This window comes from Acidovorax sp. GW821-FHT10A04 (genome assembly GCF_059415825.1).
In genome coordinates, this window is record NZ_JBWKNZ010000016.1 from 69,734 (window position 1) to 93,637 (window position 23,904).

At 67.8% G+C, this 23,904-nt stretch carries 21 protein-coding genes; 19 read left to right on the forward strand and 2 right to left on the reverse strand.

Translation table 11 applies throughout. From position 1 onward, the window contains the following. Window position 1: 1 nt before the first annotated feature. The 14 genes from pheA to mnhG all read left to right on the forward strand — a co-directional run bounded on the left by pheA (window position 2) and on the right by mnhG (window position 14,849). Window positions 2–1,099: a prephenate dehydratase gene (gene pheA / locus AC07PF_RS26955; protein WP_007852588.1), complete on the forward strand. Its 1,098-nt coding sequence runs from the start codon at window positions 2–4 to the stop codon at window positions 1,097–1,099. 72 nt (window positions 1,100–1,171) lie between these two features. Next, window positions 1,172–2,056, forward strand: coding sequence for a prephenate dehydrogenase (locus AC07PF_RS26960; RefSeq protein ID WP_007852590.1), 885 nt, complete (start codon window positions 1,172–1,174; stop codon window positions 2,054–2,056). Further along, entirely contained in the window at window positions 2,056–4,107 is a 2,052-nt protein-coding gene (locus AC07PF_RS26965) for a bifunctional 3-phosphoshikimate 1-carboxyvinyltransferase/cytidylate kinase (protein ID WP_494613923.1), read from the forward strand. Before AC07PF_RS26960 ends, AC07PF_RS26965 begins: the two co-directional genes overlap by 1 nt. 196 nt (window positions 4,108–4,303) lie before the next feature. Further along, window positions 4,304–5,989, forward strand: a complete 1,686-nt coding sequence (gene rpsA, locus AC07PF_RS26970) for a 30S ribosomal protein S1 (protein ID WP_007852596.1) — start codon at window positions 4,304–4,306, stop codon at window positions 5,987–5,989. Window positions 5,990–6,070: 81 nt separating this feature from the next. Continuing rightward, window positions 6,071–6,421, forward strand: coding sequence for an integration host factor subunit beta (locus tag AC07PF_RS26975; RefSeq protein ID WP_494613924.1), 351 nt, complete (start codon window positions 6,071–6,073; stop codon window positions 6,419–6,421). 112 nt (window positions 6,422–6,533) lie between these two features. Then, window positions 6,534–6,845, forward strand: a complete 312-nt coding sequence (locus AC07PF_RS26980) for a LapA family protein (protein WP_179681181.1) — start codon at window positions 6,534–6,536, stop codon at window positions 6,843–6,845. Beyond that, complete coding sequence (gene lapB, locus AC07PF_RS26985) at window positions 6,835–7,989, forward strand: lipopolysaccharide assembly protein LapB (protein ID WP_007852603.1); 1,155 nt, start codon at window positions 6,835–6,837, stop codon at window positions 7,987–7,989. The genes AC07PF_RS26980 and lapB overlap by 11 nt, the downstream gene beginning before the upstream one ends. A gap of 68 nt (window positions 7,990–8,057) precedes the next feature. Then, complete coding sequence (locus AC07PF_RS26990) at window positions 8,058–8,492, forward strand: ComEA family DNA-binding protein (RefSeq protein ID WP_007852605.1); 435 nt, start codon at window positions 8,058–8,060, stop codon at window positions 8,490–8,492. Window positions 8,493–8,638: 146 nt separating this feature from the next. Further along, the gene (locus tag AC07PF_RS26995; protein WP_007852608.1) at window positions 8,639–11,620 is read left to right on the forward strand and encodes a monovalent cation/H+ antiporter subunit A; all 2,982 of its coding nucleotides are present in this window, start codon (window positions 8,639–8,641) and stop codon (window positions 11,618–11,620) included. Then, window positions 11,620–11,985 (forward strand): Na+/H+ antiporter subunit C, encoded by a 366-nt coding sequence (locus tag AC07PF_RS27000; protein ID WP_007852609.1) that lies wholly within the window; start codon window positions 11,620–11,622, stop codon window positions 11,983–11,985. Before AC07PF_RS26995 ends, AC07PF_RS27000 begins: the two co-directional genes overlap by 1 nt. Then, complete coding sequence (locus tag AC07PF_RS27005; RefSeq protein ID WP_494613926.1) at window positions 11,985–13,703, forward strand: monovalent cation/H+ antiporter subunit D; 1,719 nt, start codon at window positions 11,985–11,987, stop codon at window positions 13,701–13,703. Before AC07PF_RS27000 ends, AC07PF_RS27005 begins: the two co-directional genes overlap by 1 nt. Beyond that, window positions 13,703–14,194 (forward strand): Na+/H+ antiporter subunit E, encoded by a 492-nt coding sequence (locus AC07PF_RS27010; RefSeq protein WP_494614017.1) that lies wholly within the window; start codon window positions 13,703–13,705, stop codon window positions 14,192–14,194. Before AC07PF_RS27005 ends, AC07PF_RS27010 begins: the two co-directional genes overlap by 1 nt. Then, complete coding sequence (locus tag AC07PF_RS27015; RefSeq protein ID WP_007852614.1) at window positions 14,191–14,475, forward strand: K+/H+ antiporter subunit F; 285 nt, start codon at window positions 14,191–14,193, stop codon at window positions 14,473–14,475. The genes AC07PF_RS27010 and AC07PF_RS27015 overlap by 4 nt, the downstream gene beginning before the upstream one ends. Continuing rightward, window positions 14,472–14,849: a monovalent cation/H(+) antiporter subunit G gene (gene mnhG, locus AC07PF_RS27020; protein WP_494613928.1), complete on the forward strand. Its 378-nt coding sequence runs from the start codon at window positions 14,472–14,474 to the stop codon at window positions 14,847–14,849. The genes AC07PF_RS27015 and mnhG overlap by 4 nt, the downstream gene beginning before the upstream one ends. 11 nt (window positions 14,850–14,860) lie before the next feature. Here mnhG and AC07PF_RS27025 read toward each other — a convergent pair whose 3' ends face one another. After that, window positions 14,861–18,505, reverse strand: coding sequence for a hydantoinase B/oxoprolinase family protein (locus AC07PF_RS27025; protein ID WP_494613929.1), 3,645 nt, complete (start codon window positions 18,503–18,505; stop codon window positions 14,861–14,863). Between the two features lie 55 nt (window positions 18,506–18,560). Next, on the reverse strand, window positions 18,561–19,091 hold the full coding sequence (locus AC07PF_RS27030; RefSeq protein ID WP_007852621.1) for a winged helix DNA-binding protein: 531 nt from the start codon (window positions 19,089–19,091) through the stop codon (window positions 18,561–18,563). Between the two features lie 187 nt (window positions 19,092–19,278). Here AC07PF_RS27030 and AC07PF_RS27035 point away from each other — a divergent pair, with 187 nt between their 5' ends. From AC07PF_RS27035 to AC07PF_RS27055, 5 genes are all read left to right on the forward strand, one after another. Next, window positions 19,279–20,289, forward strand: a complete 1,011-nt coding sequence (locus AC07PF_RS27035) for a TRAP transporter substrate-binding protein (RefSeq protein ID WP_007852626.1) — start codon at window positions 19,279–19,281, stop codon at window positions 20,287–20,289. A 2-nt stretch (window positions 20,290–20,291) separates the two neighbouring features. Continuing rightward, on the forward strand, window positions 20,292–20,828 hold the full coding sequence (locus tag AC07PF_RS27040) for a TRAP transporter small permease (protein WP_007852627.1): 537 nt from the start codon (window positions 20,292–20,294) through the stop codon (window positions 20,826–20,828). A 68-nt stretch (window positions 20,829–20,896) separates the two neighbouring features. Continuing rightward, on the forward strand, window positions 20,897–22,207 hold the full coding sequence (locus tag AC07PF_RS27045; protein ID WP_186458007.1) for a TRAP transporter large permease: 1,311 nt from the start codon (window positions 20,897–20,899) through the stop codon (window positions 22,205–22,207). A gap of 260 nt (window positions 22,208–22,467) precedes the next feature. After that, on the forward strand, window positions 22,468–22,857 hold the full coding sequence (gene crcB, locus AC07PF_RS27050; protein ID WP_494613931.1) for a fluoride efflux transporter CrcB: 390 nt from the start codon (window positions 22,468–22,470) through the stop codon (window positions 22,855–22,857). A 164-nt stretch (window positions 22,858–23,021) separates the two neighbouring features. Further along, window positions 23,022–23,849: a flagellin N-terminal helical domain-containing protein gene (locus AC07PF_RS27055; RefSeq protein ID WP_494613932.1), complete on the forward strand. Its 828-nt coding sequence runs from the start codon at window positions 23,022–23,024 to the stop codon at window positions 23,847–23,849. Window positions 23,850–23,904: the final 55 nt, after the last annotated feature.

The following is a 23,904-nucleotide window of genomic DNA, read 5'->3' on the forward strand; positions in this document are numbered from 1 at the left end:
CATGACCCAACCGCAAGCCTCCCCTGATCTCGCCAGCCTGCGCGTGCAGATCGACTCCATCGACCAGCAACTGCTCACGCTGCTCAACCAGAGGGCCCTCGTGGCCGAACAGGTCGGCGAGGTCAAGAAGCGCGAGGGCACGCCGTTCTTCCGGCCCGACCGCGTGGCCCAGGTCATCGACAAGATCCAGACCGCCAACCCCGGCCCGCTCAAGGATCCGCATGTGGCCGCCATCTGGCGCGAGATCATGTCGGCCTGCCTGGCGCTCGAATCGCCCCAGCGCGTGGCCGTGCTCGGCCCCGAGGGCACCTTCTGCGAGCAGGCAGCCATCGAGTTCTTCGGCGGCGCCGCCGACCTGATGTACTGCGCCAACTTCGATGAGGTGTTCCATGCCACGGCCGCCGGCAGCGCCCAGTACGGCGTGGTGGGCGTGGAGAACTCTACCGAAGGCGTGGTCACGCGCTCGCTCGACCTGTTCCTGCACACCCCCACCCACGTGGTGGGCGAGGTCAGCCTGCTGGTGCGCCACAACCTGCTGCGCACCAGCAACTCGCTCGACGGCATCGAGGCCGTGCTGGCCCACCCCCAGGCCCTGGCCCAGTGCCAGGCCTGGTTGTCCAAGCACCTGCCGCATGCCGAGCGCCGCCCGGTGTCGAGCAATGCCGAGGGCGCCCGCCTGGCCACCACCAACCCCGCCTGGGCCGCGCTGTCGAGCGAACGCGCCGCCACCCAGTTCGGCCTGCACATCGTCTCGCACGCCATCCAGGACGACGCCTACAACCGCACGCGCTTTGCCATCATCTGCCTGCCGCACACGCTGCAGACGCCACCGCCCTCGGGCAAGGACTGCACCAGCCTGGTGGTCTCGGTGCCCAACCGCCCCGGCGCCGTGCACGACCTGCTGGTGCCGCTCAAGGCCCACGGCGTGTCCATGACGCGCTTCGAATCGCGCCCTGCACGCACCGGCCAGTGGGAGTACTATTTCTACATCGACCTGGACGGCCACCCCGCCCAGCCCCATGTGGCGCGCGCCCTCGAAGAGCTGCGCAGCCTGTGCGCCTTCTACAAGGTGCTGGGCACCTACCCGGTTGCGCCATGAGCCTTTGCATGCCCATGCGCCCCCCTGAAAGCCCGGCGATCGCTCCCCGTCGCCCCATGCCGGAATCGCACCATGTTTGAACAATTGGGACTCATCGGCTGCGGCCTCATGGGCGGCTCCTTCGCCCTGGCGATGAAGAAGGCCGGCCTGGTCAAGCGCGTGGTGGGCTACAGCAAGTCGCCCTCCACCACCGACCGCGCCCGCCAGATGGGCGTGATCGACGTCGAAGCCCCCTCGGCCCTGCTGGCCGTGGCTGGCGCCGACATCGTGCTGGTGGCCGTGCCCGTGGCCGCCACCGAGGCCACCCTCAAGGCCATCCGCCACCTGGTCACGCCCAACATGCTGATCATGGACGTGGGCTCCACCAAGGCCGATGTGGTGCAGGCCGCGCGCCGCGCACTGCGCGACCAGGTGGGCTCCTTCGTGCCGGCCCACCCCATCACCGGCCGCGAGGTCTCGGGCGTGGAGCATGCCGATGCCGAGCTGTACTCCGGCCGCCAGGTCATCCTGACCCCGATCGAGCGCACCCTGACCACCCAGCTCAGCCAGGCCGAGACCGTATGGACCGCCCTGGGCTGCCGGGTGAGCAGCATGTCGCCCGAATCGCACGACGCGGCCTTTGCCGCCGTGAGCCACCTGCCCCACCTGCTGGCCTTTGCGATGATGAACAGCATCACCGGTCAAGCCAATGGCGACGACTTCCTGTCGCTGGCCGGCCCCGGTTTCCGCGACTTCACGCGCATCGCCGCCAGCGACCCCAAGGTCTGGCGCGACATCCTGCTGTCCAACCGCGAAGAGCTGCTGGCCCAGTCGCGACTGTTCCAGCAAACGCTGCAGAACATCGAGCAGGCCATGCAGAAGAGCGATGCGCAGGCACTGGAAGACATGATCACCCTGGCCAGCGAGACCCGCGCGCACTGGCGCATGGGTGCGCAGCGCACGAGCAAGGGGCGTTGATGTTCAGCACCCCCTGGCTCGACCTGCCGGCCCTGGACGCCGCAGGCGGCGAAGTCCACCTGCCCGGCTCCAAGAGCATCTCCAACCGCGTGCTGCTGCTGGCGGCCCTGAGTGCCGGCACCACCACCGTGCACGACCTGCTGGCCTCGGACGACACCCGCGTCATGCTCGACGCCCTGCGCCAGATCGGCTGCACGGTGGACGAGGACGGCAGCACCACCGTGCGCATCACCGGCCTGGGCGGCGGCACACCGCGCTCGCCCGCCAAACTCTTCATGGGCAATGCCGGCACGGCCATGCGCCCGCTCACGGCCGCGCTGTCGCTGCTGGGCGGCGAGTTCGAGCTGTCGGGCGTGCCGCGCATGCACGAGCGCCCCATCGGCGACCTGGTGGATGCACTGCGCCAGCTCGGCTGCCAGGTCGAGTACCTGGGCAATGATGGCTACCCGCCCCTGCGCATTGCGCACGGCCAGGGCGTGCCGCCCCTGGCGCTGGCCGCGCCCATCCGCGTGCGCGGCGATGTCTCCAGCCAGTTCCTCACCGCCCTGCTCATGGCGCTGCCCCTGGCCGCGCGCGGGCAGGCCATCGAGGTCGAGGTCGTGGGCGAGCTGATCTCCAAGCCCTACATCGCCATCACCCTGCAGTTGCTGGCGCGCTTCGGCATCGCGGTCACGCACCAGGACTGGCAGCGCTTCACCATCCCCGCGGGTTGCCAGTACCGCTCGCCGGGCGAAATCCATGTCGAGGCCGATGCCTCCTCGGCCAGCTATTTCATCGCCCTGGGCGCGATTGCTGCAGGCCGCGAAGGCCTGCCCGAAGGCATCCGCATCCACGGTGTGGGGCTCGATTCCATCCAGGGCGACATCCGCTTCGTCGAGGCTGCGCGCGCCATGGGCGCTCAGGTCACGGGCGGAGCCAACTGGCTGCACATCCGCCGCGGCGAGCCCGGCCAGGGCTGGCCGCTCAAGGCCATCGACCTCGATTGCAACCACATTCCCGACGCGGCCATGACCCTGGCCGTGATGGCGCTGTACGCCGAGGGCACCACCACGCTGACCAACATCGCCAGCTGGCGCGTGAAGGAGACCGACCGCATCGCCGCCATGGCCACCGAGCTGCGCAAGCTTGGCGCCACGGTGGAGGAAGGCGCCGACTTCATCCGCGTGACCCCGCCCGCGCAGCTGTCGGACTGGAAAGCCGCCAGCATCCACACCTACGACGACCACCGCGTGGCGATGTGCTTCTCGCTGGCAGCGTTCAACCCGGCCGGGCTGCCGGTGCGCATCGAAGACCCCAAGTGCGTGGCCAAGACCTTCCCGGACTACTTCGAGGCATTGTTCTCGGTGGCGCACGCCAGCACCGAGCGCATTCCGGTGATCTGTATCGACGGCCCCACGGCCTCGGGCAAGGGCACCGTGGCAGCGGCCGTGGCCCGTCGCCTGGGCTACCGCTTCCTCGACTCGGGCGCCATGTACCGCATCACGGCGCTGGCCGCCCTGCGCCAGGACCTGGCCATCGACGCCACCCACGAATCCCGCATTGCCGACATGGCCAAGACCCTGCCCGTGCACTTCGAGGGCGGGCGCGTATTGCTGGGCAACGACGACGTGACCGACGCCATCCGCACCGAAGAGGCAGGCATGAACGCCTCGCGCGTGTCCTCCCTGCCCGCCGTGCGCGAGGCCCTGGTGGACCTGCAGCACAGCTTTCGGCGCCTGCCGGGCCTGGTGGCCGACGGGCGCGACATGGGCACGGTGATCTTCCCGGGGGCCCCGCTCAAGGTGTACCTGACGGCCAGCGCCGCCTGCCGTGCGGAGCGCCGGTATAAGCAGTTGATTTCAAAGGGATTTTCAGCTAACATAGCCGACCTTCGCGCAGACCTTGAGGCGCGCGATGCGCGGGACAGCTCCCGCAGCGTCGCTCCCTTGAAGCCCGCGCAGGACGCCCTGGTGCTGGACAACTCCGAATTGACGATTGATGAAGCCGTCGATCAGGTGCTTGCCTGGTGGCAGGAGCGCCAGCCCTTTGCAGCCTTGGCCGCACGGGGCTGACTGGCAGGGCCGCAAGGCGCTGCCAACCGGGGCGAAAGCCCTGCAAGGCCCCCACGGTACCGCTCGCTCACAAGCGCACGGGCTGTGTGGATCAACCACAACCTAACCCGCGGCTTTGCCGCAAAAAACCACCGCAAGCAGCTATAAAAACGGAAGCAATGGTGCTCCCGGAATCCTGTTTGTGGCAAGGAAACACATGTCCGAATCTTTTGCCGCCCTTTTTGAAGAATCCCTGCAGCGTACCGAAATGCGCCCAGGCGAAGTGATCACCGCCGAAGTCGTGCGCGTGGAACACAACTTCGTCGTGGTCAACGCCGGCCTCAAGTCCGAAGCCTACGTGCCGCTGGAAGAGTTCAAGAACGACAAGGGCGAAGTCGAAGTCCAAGTGGGTGACTTCGTGTCGGTGGCCATTGGCTCCATCGAAAACGGCTACGGCGACACCATCCTGTCGCGCGACACCGCCAAGCGCCTGGCTTCGTGGATGAGCCTGGAAAAGGCCCTGGAATCCGGCGAATTCGTCACCGGCACCACCAGCGGCAAGGTCAAGGGCGGCCTGACCGTTCTGGTCAACGGCATCCGCGCATTCCTGCCCGGTTCGCTGATCGACACGCGTCCGATCAAGGACCTGACGCCTTACGAAAACAAGACCCTGGAATTCAAGGTCATCAAGCTCGACCGCAAGCGCAACAACGTGGTGCTGAGCCGCCGCGCCGTGGTGGAAGCCTCCATGGGCGAAGAGCGCGCCAAGCTGATGGAAACCCTGAAGGAAGGCTCCATCGTCCAAGGCGTGGTCAAGAACATCACCGAATACGGTGCGTTCGTGGACCTGGGCGGCATCGACGGCCTGCTGCACATCACCGACATGGCATGGCGCCGCGTGCGTCACCCATCGGAAGTGGTGACGGCTGGCCAGGAAATCACCGCCAAGATCCTGAAGTTCGACACCGAGAAGAACCGTGTCTCGCTGGGTCTGAAGCAAATGGGCGACGACCCATGGATGGGCGTGAACCGCCGCTACCCCCAAGGTACGCGCCTGTTCGGCAAGATCACGAACATTGCCGACTACGGCGCGTTCGTCGAACTCGAACCCGGCATCGAAGGCCTGGTGCACGTTTCCGAAATGGACTGGACCAACAAGAACATCGCTCCCGCCAAGCTGGTTTCGCTGGGCGACGAAGTCGAAGTCATGGTTCTGGAAATCGACGAAGACAAGCGCCGCATCAGCCTGGGCATGAAGCAGTGCAAGGCCAACCCATGGCAAGAATTCGCACAGGACACGAAGCGCGGTGACCGCGTCAAGGGTCCGATCAAGTCGATCACCGACTTCGGCGTGTTCGTGGGCCTGGCTGCCGGCATCGACGGCCTGGTGCACCTGTCCGACCTCTCGTGGAACGAACCCGGCGAAGCCGCTGTTCGCAACTACAAGAAGGGCCAGGAAGTGGAAGCCATCGTGCTGGCCGTGGACGTGGACCGTGAACGCATCTCGCTGGGCATCAAGCAGCTCGACGGCGACCCATTCACGACCTTCGTGACCGTGAACGACAAGGGCCAGACGGTGACCGGCAAGGTCAAGACCGTGGACGCCCGGGGCGCTGAAATCGACCTCGGCGAAGACATCGTGGGCTACCTGCGCGCTTCGGAAATCTCCCGCGACCGCGTGGAAGATGCCCGCAACGTGCTCAAGGAAGGCGACGAAGTCACCGCTGTGGTGGTCAATGTGGATCGCAAGACCCGCAACATCCAGCTGTCGATCAAGCAAAAGGACATGGCCGACGAGCAAGGCGCGATGGCCAGCCTGAGCCAGCAATCGAGCCGCGAAAGCGCCGGTACGACCAGCCTGGGCGCCCTGCTGCGCGCCAAGCTGGATAACTCCGACAAGTGAGTGACGGCTTGACCTTCTGAAGGTCTCTGTCAGCGGGCGCCTCGTGCGCCCGCTTCTCTTTCTACCCGACATCCCGATACCATGACCCGCTCTGACCTTGTTGAAGAACTGGCCGCCCGTTTTGGCCAGCTCACCCACCGCGATGCCGAGTACGCCGTCAAGACCATTCTTGACGCCGTGGGCGACGCGCTGGTGCGTGGCCATCGCATCGAGATCCGGGGTTTCGGCAGTTTCTCGGTGAACCACCGCCCGCCCCGCATGGGCCGCAACCCACGCAGCGGCGAGGCCGTGGCCATCCCCGAAAAGCGCGTGCCCCACTTCAAGCCAGGCAAGGCCTTGCGCGAAGCCGTGGACAAGCGCACGGCCGAGATGGAAGACGACGGTACGCCCACCTCGGCAGCTGCGGCCAAGGCCACGGGCACCGCGGGTTGACGCACTGCCGGGGCCGCGCGTCAACCAGGGCGTGCATTCCCCATGGGGGTGCGCACCATCCCAGGGACGGCGCCACCAGCGCCTTAGAATCTCCCCACCACCGGGGAGCCCCATGAAATACCTCCTGTGGCTGCTCAAGGCAGCCATTTTTTTTACCCTCTTCGCGTTTGCGCTGAACAACCAGCAGGACGCCACCGTGCACTTCTTCTTCGGCACGCAGTGGCGCGCGCCGCTGGTGCTGGTCGTGCTCACGGCATTCTCCGCCGGCCTCATCGTGGGCGTGCTGGGCATGGTGCCGCGCTGGTGGAAGCACCGCAGCGTAGCCCGCCAGGCCCTCAAGCAGGCGCCCCCCGCAACCCCCGCCAAGGCCGCCGTCCCGGCCGAAGCCGCACCTGCCGAGATGCCGCCCATCCATGGAATTTGACCTCAGCTGGATCCTCCTGGGCCTGCCGCTGGCCTTCGTGCTCGGCTGGCTGGCATCGCGCTTTGACCTGCGCCAGCTGCGCGCCGAAAACCGCCGCGCGCCCAAGGCCTACTTCAAAGGCCTGAACTTCCTGCTCAACGAACAGCAGGACCAGGCCATCGATGCCTTCATCGAGGCCGTGCAGAACGACCCCGACACCTCGGAGCTGCACTTTGCCCTCGGGAACCTGTTTCGCCGCCGCGGCGAATACGACCGGGCCGTGCGCGTGCACGAGCACCTGCTCTCGCGCGGCGACCTCAGCCGCACCGACCGCGAACGCGCCCAGCATGCGCTGGCGCTCGACTTCCTCAAGGCCGGCCTGCTCGACCGCGCCGAAGACGCGCTCAACCGCCTGGAGGGCACGCCCTTCGAGGCCCAGGCCCGGCTGGCGCTGCTGGCCATCTACGAGCGCTCGCGCGACTGGCCCCACGCCACCACCATCGCGCGCAAGATGCACGATGCCGACCAGGGCGACTTCAGCACCCGCCAGGCGCACTACCTGTGCGAGCAGGCAGCGGCCCTCAGCGGCCAGGCCGACCATGCCGGCGCCCTGGCCCTGCTGGAGCAGGCCGTGGCCGCGGCCCCGGGCGCCGCGCGCGCGCGCATCGACATGGCGCGCCTGCAGCACCTGATGGGCCAGCCCGCCGCCGCGCTGGCCACCCTGAAGGCGCTGGGCGAGCACAACCCCGCCGCCCTGCCCCTGGCCGCACCGCTGATGGTCGAGGCGGCCGCCAGCACCGGGCAGACGGTGCAGGCCCAGGCCCTGCTGCAGGAGCACTATGACGGCGGGCCCTCGCTGGACGTGCTGGAGAGCCTGGTCGCCATCGACACCGCCCAGGGCGCCGCAGAAAGCGCCCGCCAGCGCTATGTGGACCACCTGGACAAGGAGAAATCCCTGGTCGCCGCCGCCAAGTGGCTGGCCGGCGAGAAGCTGGAGCACGAGTCCTTCCACCCGCAGGTGCAGCGCGCGCTGGACCACGCCGTCAAGCCGCTCACGCGCTACCGCTGCGCGGCCTGCGGCTTCGAGGCGCGCCAGCATTTCTGGCAGTGCCCGGGCTGCCAGACCTGGGACAGCTACCCCGCCCGCCGCGTCGAGGAACTCTGATCCCCCACGCACAGGGCAGGACCGATATGATGGCCGGCACCCAACAACACACCGAGGGAGTTGCATCCATGTCCATCTTCAAGAAGTTCCTGCTCATCGCTGCCCTGCTGTTTGCCGGCACCGTGTCGGCCGCCGTGGACGTGAACAAGGCCAGCGCGGCCGAGCTCGACGGCATCAAGGGCATCGGCCCGGCCATGTCCGAGAAGATCATCAACGAGCGCAAGAACAGCGAGTTCAAGGACTGGAACGACTTCATCGGCCGCGTGGGCGGCGTGGGCGAGAAGACAGCGGCCAAGTTCTCGGCCGAGGGCCTGACCGTCAATGGCAAGCGCTTCAGCGCCGCCGCCCAGGCCAAGGCCGACAAGAAGAAGAAAGAAGCAGAAGCCAAGGCCAGCAAGACGGCCGCCAAGGGCGAAGACAAGCCCGCGCGCCAGAAGAAGGACAAGGCCGCAGAGCCTGCTGCCGCCGCCCCGCAGGCGGCCGCCAGCGGCGCCAAGCAGTGAAGCCGGCCCGCCCTGCGGGCGCCTCCGCATGGCACGCAGCAGCCCGCTTCGGCGGGCTTTTTCATGGCCAGCCCCCGGCCATGCGGGAGCCCTCTCTCCAGACGCTGAAAAGGGACTTTGGGAGCACGCCCTAAAATCGTTCGGGCATGCCCCTGATCACCCTCATCCTTCTCCCCTTCATCGGCAGTCTTCTCGCGGCCGTCCTGCCCGCAAACGCCCGCAATACCGAGTCCACCCTGGCCGGGCTCATCGCCCTGTTCTGCACCGTGCAGGCCGCGCTGTACTTCCCCCAGATCGCCGGGGGCGAGGTGCTGCGCCAGGAGATCACCTGGCTGCCCGCGCTGGGACTGAACCTGGTGCTGCGCCTGGACGGCTTTGCCTGGATGTTCTGCATGCTGGTGTTGGGGGTGGGCTCGCTGGTGGTGCTGTATGCGCGCTACTACATGTCGGCGGCCGACCCGGTGCCGCGCTTCTTCTCGTTCTTCCTGGCCTTCATGGGCGCCATGGTGGGGGTGGTGCTCTCGGGCAACATCATCCAGATCGCGCTGTTCTGGGAGCTGACCAGCCTGTTCTCCTTCCTGCTGATCGGCTACTGGCACCACCGCAAGGATGCGCGGCGCGGCGCGCGCATGGCGCTTACCGTCACGGGCACGGGCGGGCTGTGCATGCTGGCCGGCATGCTGGTGCTGGGCCACATCGTGGGCAGCTACGACCTGGACCACGTGCTGGCCGCCAGCGCACTGATCCAGGCCCACCCGCTGTACCTCACGGCGCTGGTGCTGATCCTTTTGGGCGCCTTCACCAAGAGCGCCCAGTTCCCCTTCCACTTCTGGCTGCCCAATGCCATGGCGGCGCCCACGCCGGTGTCGGCCTATCTGCACTCGGCCACCATGGTCAAGGCCGGCGTCTTCCTGCTGGCGCGGCTGTGGCCGGCCCTGGCCGGCACGGAGCAGTGGTTCTGGCTGGTGGGCGGCGCGGGCCTGTGCACCTTGCTGGTCGGTGGCTATGCGGCCATGTTCCAGAACGACCTCAAGGGGCTGCTGGCCTACTCCACCATTTCGCACCTGGGCCTCATCACCCTGCTCCTGGGCCTGAACAGCCCGCTCGCGGCCGTGGCCGCCGTGTTCCACATCATGAACCACGCGACCTTCAAGGCCTCGCTGTTCATGGCCGCCGGCATCGTCGACCATGAGAGCGGCACGCGCGACATCCGGCGCCTGTCGGGCCTGGTGCGCATGATGCCCATCACCGGCACGCTGGCCATGGTGGCCAGCGCCGCCATGGCCGGCGTGCCACTGCTCAACGGCTTTTTGTCCAAGGAGATGTTCTTCGCCGAGACGGTGTTCGTGAACACCGTGCCCTGGCTCGAAACCTTGCTGCCCGTGGCCGCCACGGTGGCCGGCATCTTCAGCGTGGCCTATTCGCTGCGCTTCACGGTCGACGTGTTCTGGGGCCCGCCCGCCACCGACCTGCCCCACACCCCGCACGAGCCCCCGCACTGGATGCGCGTGCCGGTCGAGCTGCTGGTGCTGGCCTGCCTGGTGGTGGGCATGCTGCCGGCCTGGTCCGTGGGTGCCGTGCTGCAGGCCGCCGCACGCCCCGTGGTGGGGGGCGAATTGCCCACCTACAGCCTGGCGGTGTGGCACGGCTTCAACACCCCGTTCGTGATGAGCCTGGTGGCCCTGGCCGGCGGCATCGCGCTGTACCTGCTGCTGCGCTGGCTGCGCGCGCGTGGCGCGCTCGATGCACCGCCGCTGATGCGCCACATCAATGGCAAACAGCTTTTCGAGGGGCTGCTGGCCTGGCTTTCGCTGGCCGGGCGCAAGGGCCGGAGCCTGCTGGGCACCGGACGCCTGCAGTGGCAGATGCTGTGGCTGGTGGCCGCGGCCCTGGTGGCCGGCACGCTGCCGCTGTGGGCGCGTGGCCTGCCCATCGGTGCGCGCGAGCAGCTGCCGCTGTCGCCGGCCTTCGCGGTGCTCTGGTTCCTGGGCTCGATGTGCGCCGTGGCCGCCGCCTGGCAAGCCAAGTACCACCGGCTGGCCGCGCTGACCCTGCTCGGCGGCGCGGGGCTGTGCACCTGCCTGACCTTCCTGTGGTTCTCGGCCCCCGATCTGGCGCTCACGCAGATCGTGGTGGAGGTGGTGACCACCATCCTCATCCTGCTGGGCCTGCGCTGGCTGCCGCGGCGCGACGAGAGCCTGCGCGTGCCCACGCTGGCGCAGGAGCGGCGCACGCAGCTGCGCCGCTACCGCGACATGACGCTGGCCCTGCTCTCGGGCGCCGGCATGGCGCTGCTGTCTTTCGCCATGATGAGCCGCCCCTTCCCCGAAAGCACCTCCACCTTCTTCCTGGAGCACGCGCTCACCGACGGTGGCGGCACCAACGTGGTCAACGTGATGCTGGTGGATTTCCGCGGCTTCGACACCTTCGGCGAGATCGTGGTGCTGGGCATCGTGGCGCTCACCGTGTATGCGCTGCTGCGGCGCTTCCGCCCGGCGCGCGAGGTGATGGACCTGCCGCCCCAGCAACGCGCCGTGCCCGCCGACGTGGCCACCGACCTGGCCAACCCGCGCCAGACCACCGACACCGCCGTGGGCTACCTCATGGTGCCGGCCGTGCTGGTGCGCCTGCTGCTGCCGTTTGCCACCCTGGTGGCGGTGTACCTCTTCATGCGCGGGCACAACGAGCCCGGCGGCGGCTTCGTGGCGGGCCTGGTGTTCTCGGTGGCGCTGCTGCTGCAGTACATCGTCTCGGGCACCTCCTGGGTCGAAGCCCACCTGCCGCTGTACCCGCGCCGCTGGATCGGCACCGGCCTCCTGATCGCCCTGGCCACGGGCCTCGGTGCGCTGTTCTGGGGCTACCCCTTCCTCACCAGCCACACGGCCCACCTGCACCTGCCGGTGGTGGGCGAGGTCCACGTGGCCAGCGCCCTGTTCTTCGACATCGGGGTGTTCACGCTGGTGGTGGGCTCCACCTTGCTGATCCTCACGGCCATTGCCCACCAATCGGTGCGCAGCCACCGCTTCAACGCCCGCGCCGCCGAGGAGGCACAGGAGGAACAGGCCGCGGCCATGGCCGCACTGGCGGCATCCCCCCTGCAGAACAACAACACCCCAGGAGTCCGCTGATGGAACTGATACTCGCACTGGCCATCGGCATACTCACCGGCTCGGGCGTGTGGCTGCTGCTGCGCCCACGCACCTTCCAGGTCATCATGGGGCTGGCGCTGCTGTCCTACGCCGTGAACCTGTTCATCTTCAGCATGGGCCGTCTGGGCCTGGCCATCGACAAGGAACCGGTGCTGCAGCCCGGCCTGCCGCAGGACCTGGCCCACTACGCCGACCCCATGCCCCAGGCGCTCACGCTCACGGCCATCGTCATCGGCTTTGCCATGACGGCGCTGTTCCTGGTGGTGCTGCTGGCCTCGCGCGGCATGTCGGGCACCGACCACGTGGACGGCACGCACTCCCCCGACGCGCAGGAGACGCACTGATGGCCGAGTTGACCGCGCACGTCACGGCGCTGCTCATGCCCCACCTGATCCTGGCGCCGATCGCACTGCCCCTGCTCACGGCCGGCCTCATGCTGCTGCTGCGCGAGGAGCGCCAGCGCACCAAGGTGGCCATGAACCTGGTCTCCACCTTCCTCGGCCTGGTCATCGCGGTGCTGCTGCTGGTGCAGGCCAAGCAGCCCGGCGTGCAGACCAGCCTGGGGGTGTACCTGCCGGGCAACTGGCCGGCGCCGTTCGGCATCGTGCTCGCGCTCGACCGCCTCTCGGCCATGATGCTGGTGCTGGCCAGCACGGTGGCGCTGGCCACGGTGCTGTTCTCGGCCGCGCGCTGGCACCGCGCGGGGGTGCACTTCCATCCGCTGTTCCAGTTCCAGCTCATGGGCCTGGCGGGCGCCTTCCTCACGGCCGACCTGTTCAACCTGTTCGTGTTCTTCGAGATCATGCTGGCCGCCTCGTACGGCCTGCTGCTGCACGGCTCGGGCCGGCCGCGTGTGTCCGCCGGGCTGCACTACATCGCCATCAACCTCGCGGCCTCGTCGCTGTTCCTGATCGGTGTGTCCATGCTCTATGGCATCACCGGCACGCTGAACATGGCCGATCTGGCGCGCGGCATCGCCGGCATCGACCCGTCCGACCGGGGCTTGCTGCATGCGGCGGCCGGCATCCTGGCCGTGGCCTTCCTCATCAAGGCCGCCGTGTGGCCGCTCAACTTCTGGCTGGTGCCGGCCTACAGTGCCGCCACGGCGCCGGTGGGCGCGCTGTTCGCGCTCATGACCAAGGTCGGCGTCTACAGCATGCTGCGCCTGTGGACCCTGCTGTTCAGCAGCGAGGCGGGCGACTCGGCCCAGTTCGGCAGCCAGTGGATCGTGGGCGCAGGCCTGGTGACCATGGCCTTCGGAGCGGTGGGCATGCTGGGCTCTCAGCGCCTGGGGCACCTGGCGGGCTACGCGGCCATCCTGTCATCGGGCACGCTGCTGGCGGCCATGGGCTTCGGGCAGACCCTGCTCACGGCCGGCCTGCTGTACTACCTGCTCGGGTCCACGCTGGCGGTGAGCGCCCTGTTCCTGCTGACCGACCTGATCGAGCGCTGGCGCAACGACGGCGCCAGCCTCGCACCGCACGAACAGACCGACGACGCGCCCTTCCTCACCGCCGACCTGGTGCACACGCAGGGCCTGAACCTGGACGAGAAGGAGGAGGTGCTGATCGGCCAAGTCATCCCCGCGGCGGTGGCCTTTCTGGGCCTGGCCTTCATGGCCTGCACGCTGGTGATCGCCGGGCTGCCGCCACTGCCCGGCTTCGTGGGCAAGTTCGCCATGATCCATGCGCTGCTCAACCCGCTGGGCATGGGGTCCTCGGGCGGCTTCGCGCTGGGCTCTGCGGGCTGGGCCCTGCTGGCGCTGATGGTGGCCACCGGCCTGCTGGCGCTGATCGCCCTCACGCGGGCCGGCATACGGCATTTCTGGGCCTCGCACGACCGCGCCTCGCCCAAGCTGCTGGTGCTCGAAGGCCTGCCCATCGCCATGCTGCTGGTGGCTTGCGCACTGCTGACCTGGCAGGCCGGCGCCGTGATGCGCTACACCCAGGCCACGGCCGATGCGCTGCACGCGCCCGGCACCTACGTGCGCGCCGTGATGTCCGCCATGCCCGTGGCCAACCCACCCGGCACCACCCCCGGCGCCAACGGAAGGCCGCAATGATGATCAAGCGCATCGTCCCCGCCCCCCTGCTGTCGCTGGCGCTGCTCGGCCTGTGGCTGCTGCTCAACCGCTCGCTCAGCGCCGGCCACCTCGTGCTGGGCAGCGTCTTGGCGCTCGCCATCCCGCTGCTCACGGCCGGCCTTCGCCCCCTGCCGGTGCGCATCCGCGCGCCGGGCGCGGTGCTGCGCCTGGCACTGACCGTGATGGCCGACACCGTGCAATCGAACATCGCCGTGGCGCGCCTGCTGCTGTCGCCCCACCGCAGGCGCCACCCCTCGGGCTTCGTGCAGATTCCGCTGGAGCTGCGCGATGCCAACGCCCTGGCGGTGCTGGCCGTCATCGTCTGCATCGCCCCGGGTACGGCCTGGGCCGAGCTCTCGGTGGACCGCAGCATGCTGATGCTGCACGTGCTGGAGGTGGACGATGCCCAGGCGATCGCGGCGCTGATCAAGCAGCGCTACGAGCGCCCCCTGATGGAGATCTTTGAATGACGACCACTCCCATCCTCGCCTGGGCCCTGCCTGCGGCCCTGTTCATGCTGGTGCTGGCCATGGGCTGTGCGCTGGTACGCCTGCTCAAGGGCCCCTCGGCACAGGACCGCGTGCTTGCGCTCGACTGCATGTACCTGAACGGCATGCTGGCCATGCTGGTGCTGGGCCTGCTGTACGGCAGCAAGAACTACTTCGAGGCGGCACTGCTGCTGGCGCTGTTCAGCTTCGTGGGCTCCATGGCCATGGCCAAGTTCCTGCTGCGCGGCGAGGTGATCGAATGAATGAGGTCGCAAGCACCCTGCCCCTGTGGCTGGAGATCGTGGTGGCCGCCCTGGTGCTGCAGGGCGCCGGCATGGCGCTGCTCGGCGCCACCGGCCTGCTGCGGCTGCCGACCTTCTTCGAGCGCCTGCATGCGCCGTCCATCGCGGCCACCATGGGCTGCTGGTGCATCATGCATGCCACGGTGATCTACTTCTCGGTCGCCGATGGCAGCCTGGCGCTGCATGCGCTGTTGATCGCCGGCTTCGTGGCCGTCACGGTGCCGGTGACCTCCATCTTCCTGATGCGCGCCGCCCTCTTCCGGGCCCGCCAGGCGGGACAGGACGTGCCGCCCAGCCTGAGCAGCGTCACGCCTGCAGGCCGCAAGGACCTGTAGGTCCCTGCAGGTCAGCCCGGGGTTCCGAAGCCCCCGCCCCCGGGCGTATGGATCTCGAACACATCGCCCGGCTGCATCTGCGCCTGGCCGATGTGGTCGAGCGCCTCCACCTTGCCATTGGCACGCACCACCTTGTTGAGGCCCACCGCCCCCGCGGAACCGCCGGCCATGCCGAAGGCGCCATGGTGGCGGCCGTTGGAGAGGATGCTGGCCGTCATCGGCTCCAGGAAGCGCACGCGGCGCACACCGCCATCACCACCCGCCCAGCGGCCGGCACCGCCCGAGCCCTTGCGGATCTCGTAGCCTTCCAGACGCACCGGGAAACGGAACTCCAGCACCTCGGGGTCGGTGAGGCGCGAATTGGTCATGTGGCACTGCACCACGCTTGTGCCCGCAAAGCCGTCCACCAGCGCACCCGAGGCATCCCACACGCCGCCGGCGCCACTGCCGCCCGAGATGGTCTCGTAGTACTGGTAGCGCTCGCTGCCGAAGGTGAAGTTGTTCATGGTGCACTGCCCCGCCGCCATCAGCCCCAGCGCGCCATAGATCGCATTCGTGATGCAGGTCGAGGTCTCCACGTTGCCCGCCACCACCGAGGCCGGCGGGTTCGGGTTGAGCATGGAGCCCGGCGGAATGATGACCTTGAGCGGCTTCAGGCAGCCCGCGTTGAGCGGGATGTCGTCCTGCACCAGGGTGCGGAACACGTAGAGCACGGCGGCCATGCACACCGCCGTGGGGGCGTTGAAGTTGTGCGTCTGCTGCGCGCTGGTGCCGGTGAAATCGATCTCGGCGCTGCGGCTTTTCGCATCCACGCGCACGGCCACGCTGATCTGCGAGCCGTTGTCCAGCGGCAGGGTGAACTGGCCGTCCTTGAGGCGGGTGATCACGCGGCGCACCGACTCCTCGGCGTTGTCCTGCACGTGGCGCATGTAGGCCTGCACGACGTCGAGGCCGAACTCGCCGACCATGCGGCGCAGTTCCTGCTGGCCCTTTTCGTTGGCCGCGATCTGGGCGCGCAGGTCGGCCATGTTCTGCTGCGGGTTGCGCGAGGGGTACTCGCCGCTTTCCAGCAAGGCGATCATCTCGGCCTCGCGCAGCACGCCGCGCTCGACCAGCTTCACGTTGTTGATCTGCACGCCCTCTTCCTCGATGCGCGTGGAGAACGGCGGCATGGAGCCCGGCGTGATGCCGCCCACATCCGCATGGTGGCCGCGGCTGCCCACGTAGAAGGTGGGCTCGGCTTCCTCGCCGATGTAGACCGGCGTGATCACCGTGATGTCGGGCAGGTGCGTGCCGCCGTGGTAGGGGTCGTTGAGCACGAACACGTCGCCCGGCTGCATGCGGCCGGCGTTGTCGCGGATCACGGTCTTGATGCTCTCGCCCATGGAACCCAGGTGCACCGGCATGTGCGGCGCGTTGGCGATCAGGTTGCCCGCCGTGTCGAACAGCGCGCAGCTGAAATCCAGGCGCTCCTTGATGTTCACCGAGTAGGCCGTGTTCTGCAGTTGCAGGCCCATCTGCTCGGCAATGTTCATGAACAGGTTGTTGAACACTTCGAGCAGCACCGGGTCCACCGTGGTGCCCACGGCATGCTGCACGGCACGCGCCACGCGGCGCTCGAGCAGCAGGTGGTCGAGGTCGGTGAGCTGCGCCTCCCAGCCGGGCTCGACGATGGTGGTGGCGTTCTTCTCGGCGATGATGGCCGGGCCCGGGATCACGTCGCCGGGGCGCAGGTCCTCGCGCACCACCAGGGCCGCGTCGTGCCAGGCGGGCACGCCGTCGGTGCCGCCGGTGTACATGCGCACCGTGCTGCGGCGCGGCACCTCGCGCGCGGCCTGCAGGGCATGGCGCGGCTCCACGGGCGCATCGCCGGCCACCACGGCCTCGACCGAGACGGCCTCGACCACCAGGCCCTTGCCCTGCATGAGGAAGGCGAAGCGCTGGCGGTAAGCCGACTCGAATGCCGCCGTGATGGCCTCGATGGCGCCGAACGGAACGATGAGGGCGCTGTCGCTGCCCTCGTAGCGCACATGCACGCGCCGGTGCACCGTGGCGGTGCCATCGCCGGCCTGCTGCTCCAGTTCGGCGCGCGCGGCGGTCGCCAGGCGCTCCAGCACGGACTCGATCTCGGCCAGCGCCTCAGGCGCGAGCTTGCGCTCCACCGCCTGTTCGCGGATCACGTTCTGGTCCGCCAGGCCCATGCCATAGGCGCTGAGCACGCCGGCCAGCGGGTGCACGAACACGCGCATCATGCCCAGGGCATCTGCCACCAGGCAGGCATGCTGGCCACCGGCGCCGCCAAAGCATTGCAGCGTGTAGCGCGTCACGTCGTAGCCGCGCGCCACCGAGATCTTCTTGATGGCATTGGCCATCTGCTGCACGGCAATCTGGATGAAGCCGTGGGCCACGTCCTCGCCCGCACGGCCGGTCTGCTGCGACAGGTCGGCAAACTTCTGCGCCACGGCATCGCCGTCCAGCGCCTCGTTGGCGCCATGGCCGAACACGCGCGGGAAGTGTGCGGGCTGGATCTTGCCGACCATCACGTTGGCATCGGTCACGGCCAGCGGGCCACCGCGGCGGTAGCTGGCCGGGCCGGGGTTGGCGCCGGCGCTCTCGGGCCCGACGCGAAAGCGCGCGCCGTCGAAGCCGAGGATGGAGCCCCCGCCCGCGGCCACGGTATGGATGCTCATCATCGGCGCGCGCATGCGCACGCCCGCCACCTGGGTCTCGAACTCGCGCTCGAACTCGCCCGCATAGTGGCTCACGTCGGTCGACGTGCCGCCCATGTCGAAACCGATCACGCGCTGGTGACCTGCCAGGCCCGCCGTGCGCGCCATGCCCACGATTCCGCCGGCTGGACCGGACAGGATCGCGTCCTTGCCCTGGAAGGCATGGGCGTCCGTCAGCCCGCCAGAGGATTGCATGAAGTACAGCGGCACGCCCGGCATCTCGCTGGCCACCTGCTCCACGTAGCGGCGCAGGATGGGCGAAAGGTAGGCATCGACCACCGTGGTGTCGCCGCGGCTCACCAGCTTCATCATGGGGCTGGTGGCATGCGATGCGCTGACCTGCGTGAAGCCGGCCTCGCGCGCGATGCGGGCGGCCGCTTCTTCGTGCGCGGTGTAGCGGTAGCCGTGCATGAAGACCACGGCCGCACTGCGCAGGCCGGCATCGTAGGCGGCCCACAGGCGCTCCTTGAGGTGCGCCTCGTCCAGCGCCTCGATCACCTCGCCGTGCGCGCCCATGCGCTCCTGCGCCTCGATCACGCGGCTGTAGAGCAGCTCGGGCAGCACGATGTGCCGGTCGAACAGGCGCGGCCGGTTCTGGTAGGCGATGCGCAGCGCATCGCGAAAGCCCTTGGTGGTGATCAAGAGCGTGGGCTCGCCCTTGCGTTCCAGCAGCGCATTGGTGGCCACGGTGGTGCCCATCTTCACGCACTCCACCGCCTCGGGTGTCACCGGCTCGCCGGCCTTCAGGCCCAGCAGGTGGCGGATGCCGGCCACGGCCGCGTCCTTGTACTGCTCGGGGTTCTCGGACAGCAGCTTGTGCGTGACCAGCGTGCCGTCGGGCCGCTTGCCGACCACGTCGGTGAAGGTGCCTCCCCGGTCGATCCAGAATTGCCAGCGTGCGGGGTGGGTGGAGGCAGAAGAAGCCATCGTCATGAAATCGGTAGGTAAAAGGGAGAGGACCCGCGGACGGTGCTGCCGCAAATCAAAGGGAGGCCGCCGAACGCGCCGCCTGGTCGTACATGCCCGAGAGCACACGCAGCAAGCGGGCCAGTTCGCCGATGTCGCGGTTCAGGGCATCGTCGGCATGCAGCGCGTCGATCAGGCAGCGCTCGCGGATCTCGCGGTAGCGCTGCACATAGGCGCGTCCCACATCGGTGGCCGCGTAGGTCACCTCCTTGCCATTCTTCTGGGACGCCACCACGCCCAGGTTCTGCAGCTTTTTGAGGGCGTAGTTCACCAGGTGCGTGTCTTCCACGTTCATGATGAAGCAGATGTCTGCCAGGCGCTTGTCGCGCGCCCGGTGCGTCACGTGGTGCAGCACCACCACATCGAGCGGCGTGAGGTCCTTGAGGCCCGCCGCCGACATGCAGTGCACCACCCAGCGGTGGAAGGCATTGCCCGCGACGATGAGGCCGAACTCGAACTCGCTCATCTCCGCGCTCTGCGCCGACACCAGGTGCGCGGAGGACACGATGGGCCCGGAATCGCGCTTGGCACTGGCCGCAGATTTCATGGGGGTCGCCTTTGCAAGGAATCGGAAAAGACTGGCACGGGATATGCATGGGCATTGTAGGCAAGTCACCAATGATTTGTTGGCAATTTGTCAACGTTCAGGCAAAACACCTATGCGGTAACGAGTTGTTTTCGATACAGTCGCCTGACTTCCCCCACCCACGTCCCTTCCACTTGCGGAGCACTCCATGAAGCGTCGAATCCTCCCCGTCACTGCGCTCGGCCTGGCACTGGCCTTCGGCTTCACCGCCACCTCCGCCGTGGCCCAGGCCAAATGGGACCTGGCAGCAGCCTACCCGGTCAGCAATTTCCACACCGAAACCCTGATGCAGTTTGCCAAGGACGTGGACACCGCGACCGCAGGCAAGCTCAAGATCACGGTGCACGCCAACGCCTCGCTGTTCAAGGCCAACGAGATCAAGCGCGCCGTGCAGGGCGGCCAGGCCCCGGCCGGCGAGGTGCTGCTGGGCAACTTCGAGAACGAGAACCCGCTCTACGGCGTGGACGGCATCCCCTTCGTGGCCACCTCGTACGCCGACTCCAAGCGTTTGTATGACGCGCAAAAGCCCTACCTCGACAAGCTGCTGGGCACCCAGGGCATGAAGCTGCTGTACGCAGTGGCCTGGCCGCCGCAGGGCATCTACGCCAAGAAGGAACTGGGCTCCGTCGCCGACCTGCGCGGCATCAAGTGGCGCGCCTACAGCCCCGCCACGGCCAAGATCGCCGAACTGATCGGTGCCCAGCCCGTGACCATCCAGGCGGCCGAACTGTCGCAGGCCCTGGCCACCGGCGTGGTGGAAGCCACCATGACCTCCGGCTCCACCGGCTACGACAGCAAGATCTACGAAAGCATCAAGCTCTTCCACGACACCCAGGCCTGGCTGCCCAAGAACGCCGTCATCGTGAACAAGAAGGCCTTCGACGCGCTGGACAAGCCCACGCAGGATGCGCTGCTCAAGGCCTCGGCCGATGCCGAATCGCGCGGCTGGAAGCTCAGCGAGGAAAAGACCGAGTGGTACAAGAAGGCACTGGTCGAGAAGGGCATGAAGATCGTCACGCCCGCCCCCAAGCTGATGGCCGACATGCGCCAGGTAGGCGAGATCATGCTGGCCGACTGGACCAAGAAGGCCGGCCCCGATGGTGAAGCCATCATCGCCGCCTACCGCAAGAGCGCGCCGGCCACGCCGGCCAAGAAGTGACGATGCTGCGCCGCTGGCTCGACCGCATCTACCTGGCCGCCGGCGCCCTGGGCGCCGGTTTCATCGTGCTGATCTGCGTGCTCATGGTGGCGCAGAGCATCATGCGCGAACTGGGCCTGCGCACGGGCGCCATCAACGACATCGTGGCCTGGTTCTGCGCGGCCGCCGCCTTCCTGGCCATGGCCCATGCCTTCAAGCACGGAGACTTCGTGCGCGTGACGCTGCTGCTGGAAAAGCTGCCGCCCCGGCGCTGCCGCCAGCTCGAGGTGGTGGCGCTGGCCATCGGCTCCGTGGCCGTGGGCTACCTCATGTGGGCGGCCTGCAGCTACACCTATGAGAGCTGGGAGTTCAACGACATCGCGCAGGGCCTGCTGCCCATGCCGCTGTGGATTCCGCAGCTGAGCTTTGCGCTCGGCTCCATCCTGCTGTGGGTGGCCGTGGTCGATGAATTCATCATCGTGCTGCGCGGCGGCGTGCCGACCTTCGTGCGTGCCGTCGAAGAACGCCACGCCAAGGGCGATTTTTCTTCCGACATCTGACCCGTCACTCCCAATAACAACAGGTCGCCTGCCCCGTTGCGGGGACAGGGGCCACAAGAAAGCACGACATGGATATTCTGATGGTGGGCGGCGTCCTGCTGCTGCTGATGCTGGTGCTGCTGTCCGGCGGTGTCTGGATCGCGATGACCCTGGCGATCTGCGGCTGGGTGGGCCAGGCCTTCTTCACCTCCACGCAACCAGCCAAGAACCTGTTCTCGGCCTTCTGGGAGAGCAATGCCAGCTGGGAGCTGGCGGCCCTGCCGCTGTTCATCTGGATGGGCGAGATCCTGTTTCGCACCAAGCTGTCCGAAGAGATGTTCGAGGGCCTGCGCCCCTGGCTCAACCGCGTGCCCGGCCGGCTGATGCACACCACCATCCTGGGCTGCGGCATCTTCGGCTCGGTCTCGGGCTCGTCGGCCGCCACCTGCGCCACCATCAGCAAGGTGGCGCTGCCCGAGCTCATGAAGCGCGGCTACGACGAGAAGCTGGCCCTGGGCGCGCTGGCCACGGCCGGCACGCTCGGTATCCTGATCCCGCCGTCCATCACCATGGTGGTGTACGCGGTCGCCGCCGATGCCTCCATCATCCGCATCTTCTTGGCGGGCTTTCTGCCGGGCATCCTGCTGATGCTGCTGTTCTCGGGCTACATCGGCTGGTGGAGCCTGCGCAACCCCGACAAGGTGCCCGCGGCCGACCCGCCCTCGACCCTGCGCGAGAAGATCCGCAAGTCGGGCAACCTGATCCCCGTGGGCGTGCTCATCGTGTTCATCGTCGCGGTACTGGTCACCGGCTATGCCACGGCCACCGAATGCGCGGCCTTCGGCGTGCTGGGCTCGCTGGGCCTGGCGCTGTGGAGCCGCTCGCTGACCTGGCAGAACTTCAAGGACGGGCTGATGGGCACCACGCGCACCAGCTGCATGATCATGTTCATCCTGGCGGGGGCCGCCTTCCTGACCAAGACCATGGCCTTCACCGGCATCCCGCGCGAACTGGCCGAGTGGGTGAACGCCATGCACCTGTCGCCGTTCGCGCTGATCAGCGTGCTGGTGGTGGTCTACCTGGTGCTCGGCACCGCGCTCGACGGCATCAGCATGATCGTGCTCACCAGCGCCGTGGTGCTGCCCATGATCCAGCAGGCCGGGTTCGATCTGATCTGGTTCGGCATCTTCATCGTGCTGCTGGTCGAGATCGCCGAGGTCACGCCGCCCGTGGGCTTCAACCTCTTCGTGCTGCAGAACATGACCGGCAAGGACAGCAACACCATCGCGCGTGCCGCCATTCCGTTCTTTCTGTGCCTGGTGGTGTGCATCGCCATCATCACCCTCTTTCCGCAGATCGTGACCATCCTGCCCGACCTGGTCATGGGCAAAGAGAAATAGACTCCCCCCTGAGGCGCTTAGCGCCACGGCGCGTCCGCCAGAGGCGGCCGCCCTTCGTTGCCGTCCAAGCCTGCGCAGGCAGGCTTGGAGCCGCGGCACTCAGCCCCCTCTCCCACCTCGCTGCGCGAGTCGGGAGGGGGAAGCTCCCAGCGCGGCGGGGCGGCCCTTGCGCGGGAGCACTGGCAGGGGCCGTGCCAGTTTTCGCGCGCGGTTGTTCTTGCGCCAAAATGGCGCTCCAACCAACACGGAGAGAACACACCATGCTCGCAGTCGTTGCCATCTGCATTGGCGCCAGCCTGGGCGCGCTGGCGCGTTGGCGGCTGGGGTTGTGGCTCTCCACGGCGGGCTCGGTGCTGCCCTGGGGCACGCTGGCTGCCAATCTGGTGGGGGGCTACCTGGTCGGGGTGTGCGTGGCCGTGTTCCAGGCCCTGCCGCAGCTCGATCCGACCTGGCGGCTGGCGCTGGTCACGGGCTTCCTGGGCGGGCTCACGACGTTTTCGAGTTTCTCGGCCGAGGTGGTGGGCATGCTGCTGCAGCAGCGCTATGTGCTGGCGCTGGGCACGACCGGGCTGCACGTGGCGGGCTCGCTGGCACTGACCGTGGTCGGGCTGCAGAGCACCGCCTACCTGATGGGCCAGGGCACGCGCTGAAGACGGCGCCCCGGCCGCTTCCGGTCCCTGCCGCCCATCGCCGCAACCGCCTTCGGGCGGTTTTTTTTCGCCCGGCATTTAAGTTTTCTGCGGGGCCCTCCGCCTTGTGAAGGTACGGGCGACAAAACGCTGCCTGTAACCTACCAAACCAGGAGTTAACTGACATGCTTAGCCTGCACACGAATTCGGCTTCCCTCTCCGCCCAGGCAGTCTCGGGCTCGACCAACAAGGCCCTGTCCACGTCGATGACGCGCCTGTCCACGGGCTTCCGCGTGAACTCGGCCATGGACGACGCCGCCGGCCTGCAGATCGCCACCCGCCTGAACGCCCAGGCCCGCGGCATGGCCGTGGCCCAGCGCAACACGCAAAACGGCATCTCCATGCTGCAGACCGCTGAAGGCGCGCTGGACGAAGTCAACAACATGATGCTGCGCATGAAGGACCTGGCCACGGAAGCATCCAACGCCACCTCCAGCGCCGCCGACAAGACCGCCATGGACGCCGAATTCGACGCCCTGGCCGCCGAAATCGACAGTATCATGACCAACACCAAGTTCGGTGGTCAGGCCCTGCTGACGGGCGGTACCTTCGCCGCTGCCGCCACGTTCCAGATCGGTGCCTCAGGCGCGGAAACCTATGCCTTCGACGCAAGCGCATCGATGACGGCCCTGGCCACGGCCATCACAGCCCTGAAAGGTGGCGACATCACCGCCGCCGGCAACGGCGTCATCGCCCTGGCCGACACCGCCTCGGCCGCCGTGGGCACGCTGCGCTCGGCCATGGGTGCCGCCGCCAACCGCCTGGACCATGTGTACAACAACCTGTCCAACATGACCCAGAACACCGAAGCCGCCAAGGGCCGTATCCTGGACGTGGACTACGCTTCGGAATCGGCCAACATGACCACCAAGCAAATGCTGATGCAAGCCAGCACGAGCATGCTCAAGCAGTCGAACAGCATGTCGCAACTGGCACTGTCGCTGCTGCAATAAGGCGCTCTTGCAGCACCCGGGCAGGCCTTTCGGCCGGCCCGCACCAGCCAACCGC

Coding starts and splice junctions, on each gene's coding strand:
- pheA (WP_007852588.1), top strand. CDS start 2: ATGACCCAACCGCAAGCCTCCCCTGATCTCGCCAGCCTGCGCGTGCAG.
- AC07PF_RS26960 (WP_007852590.1), top strand. CDS start 1,172: ATGTTTGAACAATTGGGACTCATCGGCTGCGGCCTCATGGGCGGCTCC.
- AC07PF_RS26965 (WP_494613923.1), top strand. CDS start 2,056: ATGTTCAGCACCCCCTGGCTCGACCTGCCGGCCCTGGACGCCGCAGGC.
- rpsA (WP_007852596.1), top strand. CDS start 4,304: ATGTCCGAATCTTTTGCCGCCCTTTTTGAAGAATCCCTGCAGCGTACC.
- AC07PF_RS26975 (WP_494613924.1), top strand. CDS start 6,071: ATGACCCGCTCTGACCTTGTTGAAGAACTGGCCGCCCGTTTTGGCCAG.
- AC07PF_RS26980 (WP_179681181.1), top strand. CDS start 6,534: ATGAAATACCTCCTGTGGCTGCTCAAGGCAGCCATTTTTTTTACCCTC.
- lapB (WP_007852603.1), top strand. CDS start 6,835: ATGGAATTTGACCTCAGCTGGATCCTCCTGGGCCTGCCGCTGGCCTTC.
- AC07PF_RS26990 (WP_007852605.1), top strand. CDS start 8,058: ATGTCCATCTTCAAGAAGTTCCTGCTCATCGCTGCCCTGCTGTTTGCC.
- AC07PF_RS26995 (WP_007852608.1), top strand. CDS start 8,639: ATGCCCCTGATCACCCTCATCCTTCTCCCCTTCATCGGCAGTCTTCTC.
- AC07PF_RS27000 (WP_007852609.1), top strand. CDS start 11,620: ATGGAACTGATACTCGCACTGGCCATCGGCATACTCACCGGCTCGGGC.
- AC07PF_RS27005 (WP_494613926.1), top strand. CDS start 11,985: ATGGCCGAGTTGACCGCGCACGTCACGGCGCTGCTCATGCCCCACCTG.
- AC07PF_RS27010 (WP_494614017.1), top strand. CDS start 13,703: ATGATCAAGCGCATCGTCCCCGCCCCCCTGCTGTCGCTGGCGCTGCTC.
- AC07PF_RS27015 (WP_007852614.1), top strand. CDS start 14,191: ATGACGACCACTCCCATCCTCGCCTGGGCCCTGCCTGCGGCCCTGTTC.
- mnhG (WP_494613928.1), top strand. CDS start 14,472: ATGAATGAGGTCGCAAGCACCCTGCCCCTGTGGCTGGAGATCGTGGTG.
- AC07PF_RS27025 (WP_494613929.1), bottom strand. CDS start 18,505: ATGGCTTCTTCTGCCTCCACCCACCCCGCACGCTGGCAATTCTGGATC.
- AC07PF_RS27030 (WP_007852621.1), bottom strand. CDS start 19,091: ATGAAATCTGCGGCCAGTGCCAAGCGCGATTCCGGGCCCATCGTGTCC.
- AC07PF_RS27035 (WP_007852626.1), top strand. CDS start 19,279: ATGAAGCGTCGAATCCTCCCCGTCACTGCGCTCGGCCTGGCACTGGCC.
- AC07PF_RS27040 (WP_007852627.1), top strand. CDS start 20,292: ATGCTGCGCCGCTGGCTCGACCGCATCTACCTGGCCGCCGGCGCCCTG.
- AC07PF_RS27045 (WP_186458007.1), top strand. CDS start 20,897: ATGGATATTCTGATGGTGGGCGGCGTCCTGCTGCTGCTGATGCTGGTG.
- crcB (WP_494613931.1), top strand. CDS start 22,468: ATGCTCGCAGTCGTTGCCATCTGCATTGGCGCCAGCCTGGGCGCGCTG.
- AC07PF_RS27055 (WP_494613932.1), top strand. CDS start 23,022: ATGCTTAGCCTGCACACGAATTCGGCTTCCCTCTCCGCCCAGGCAGTC.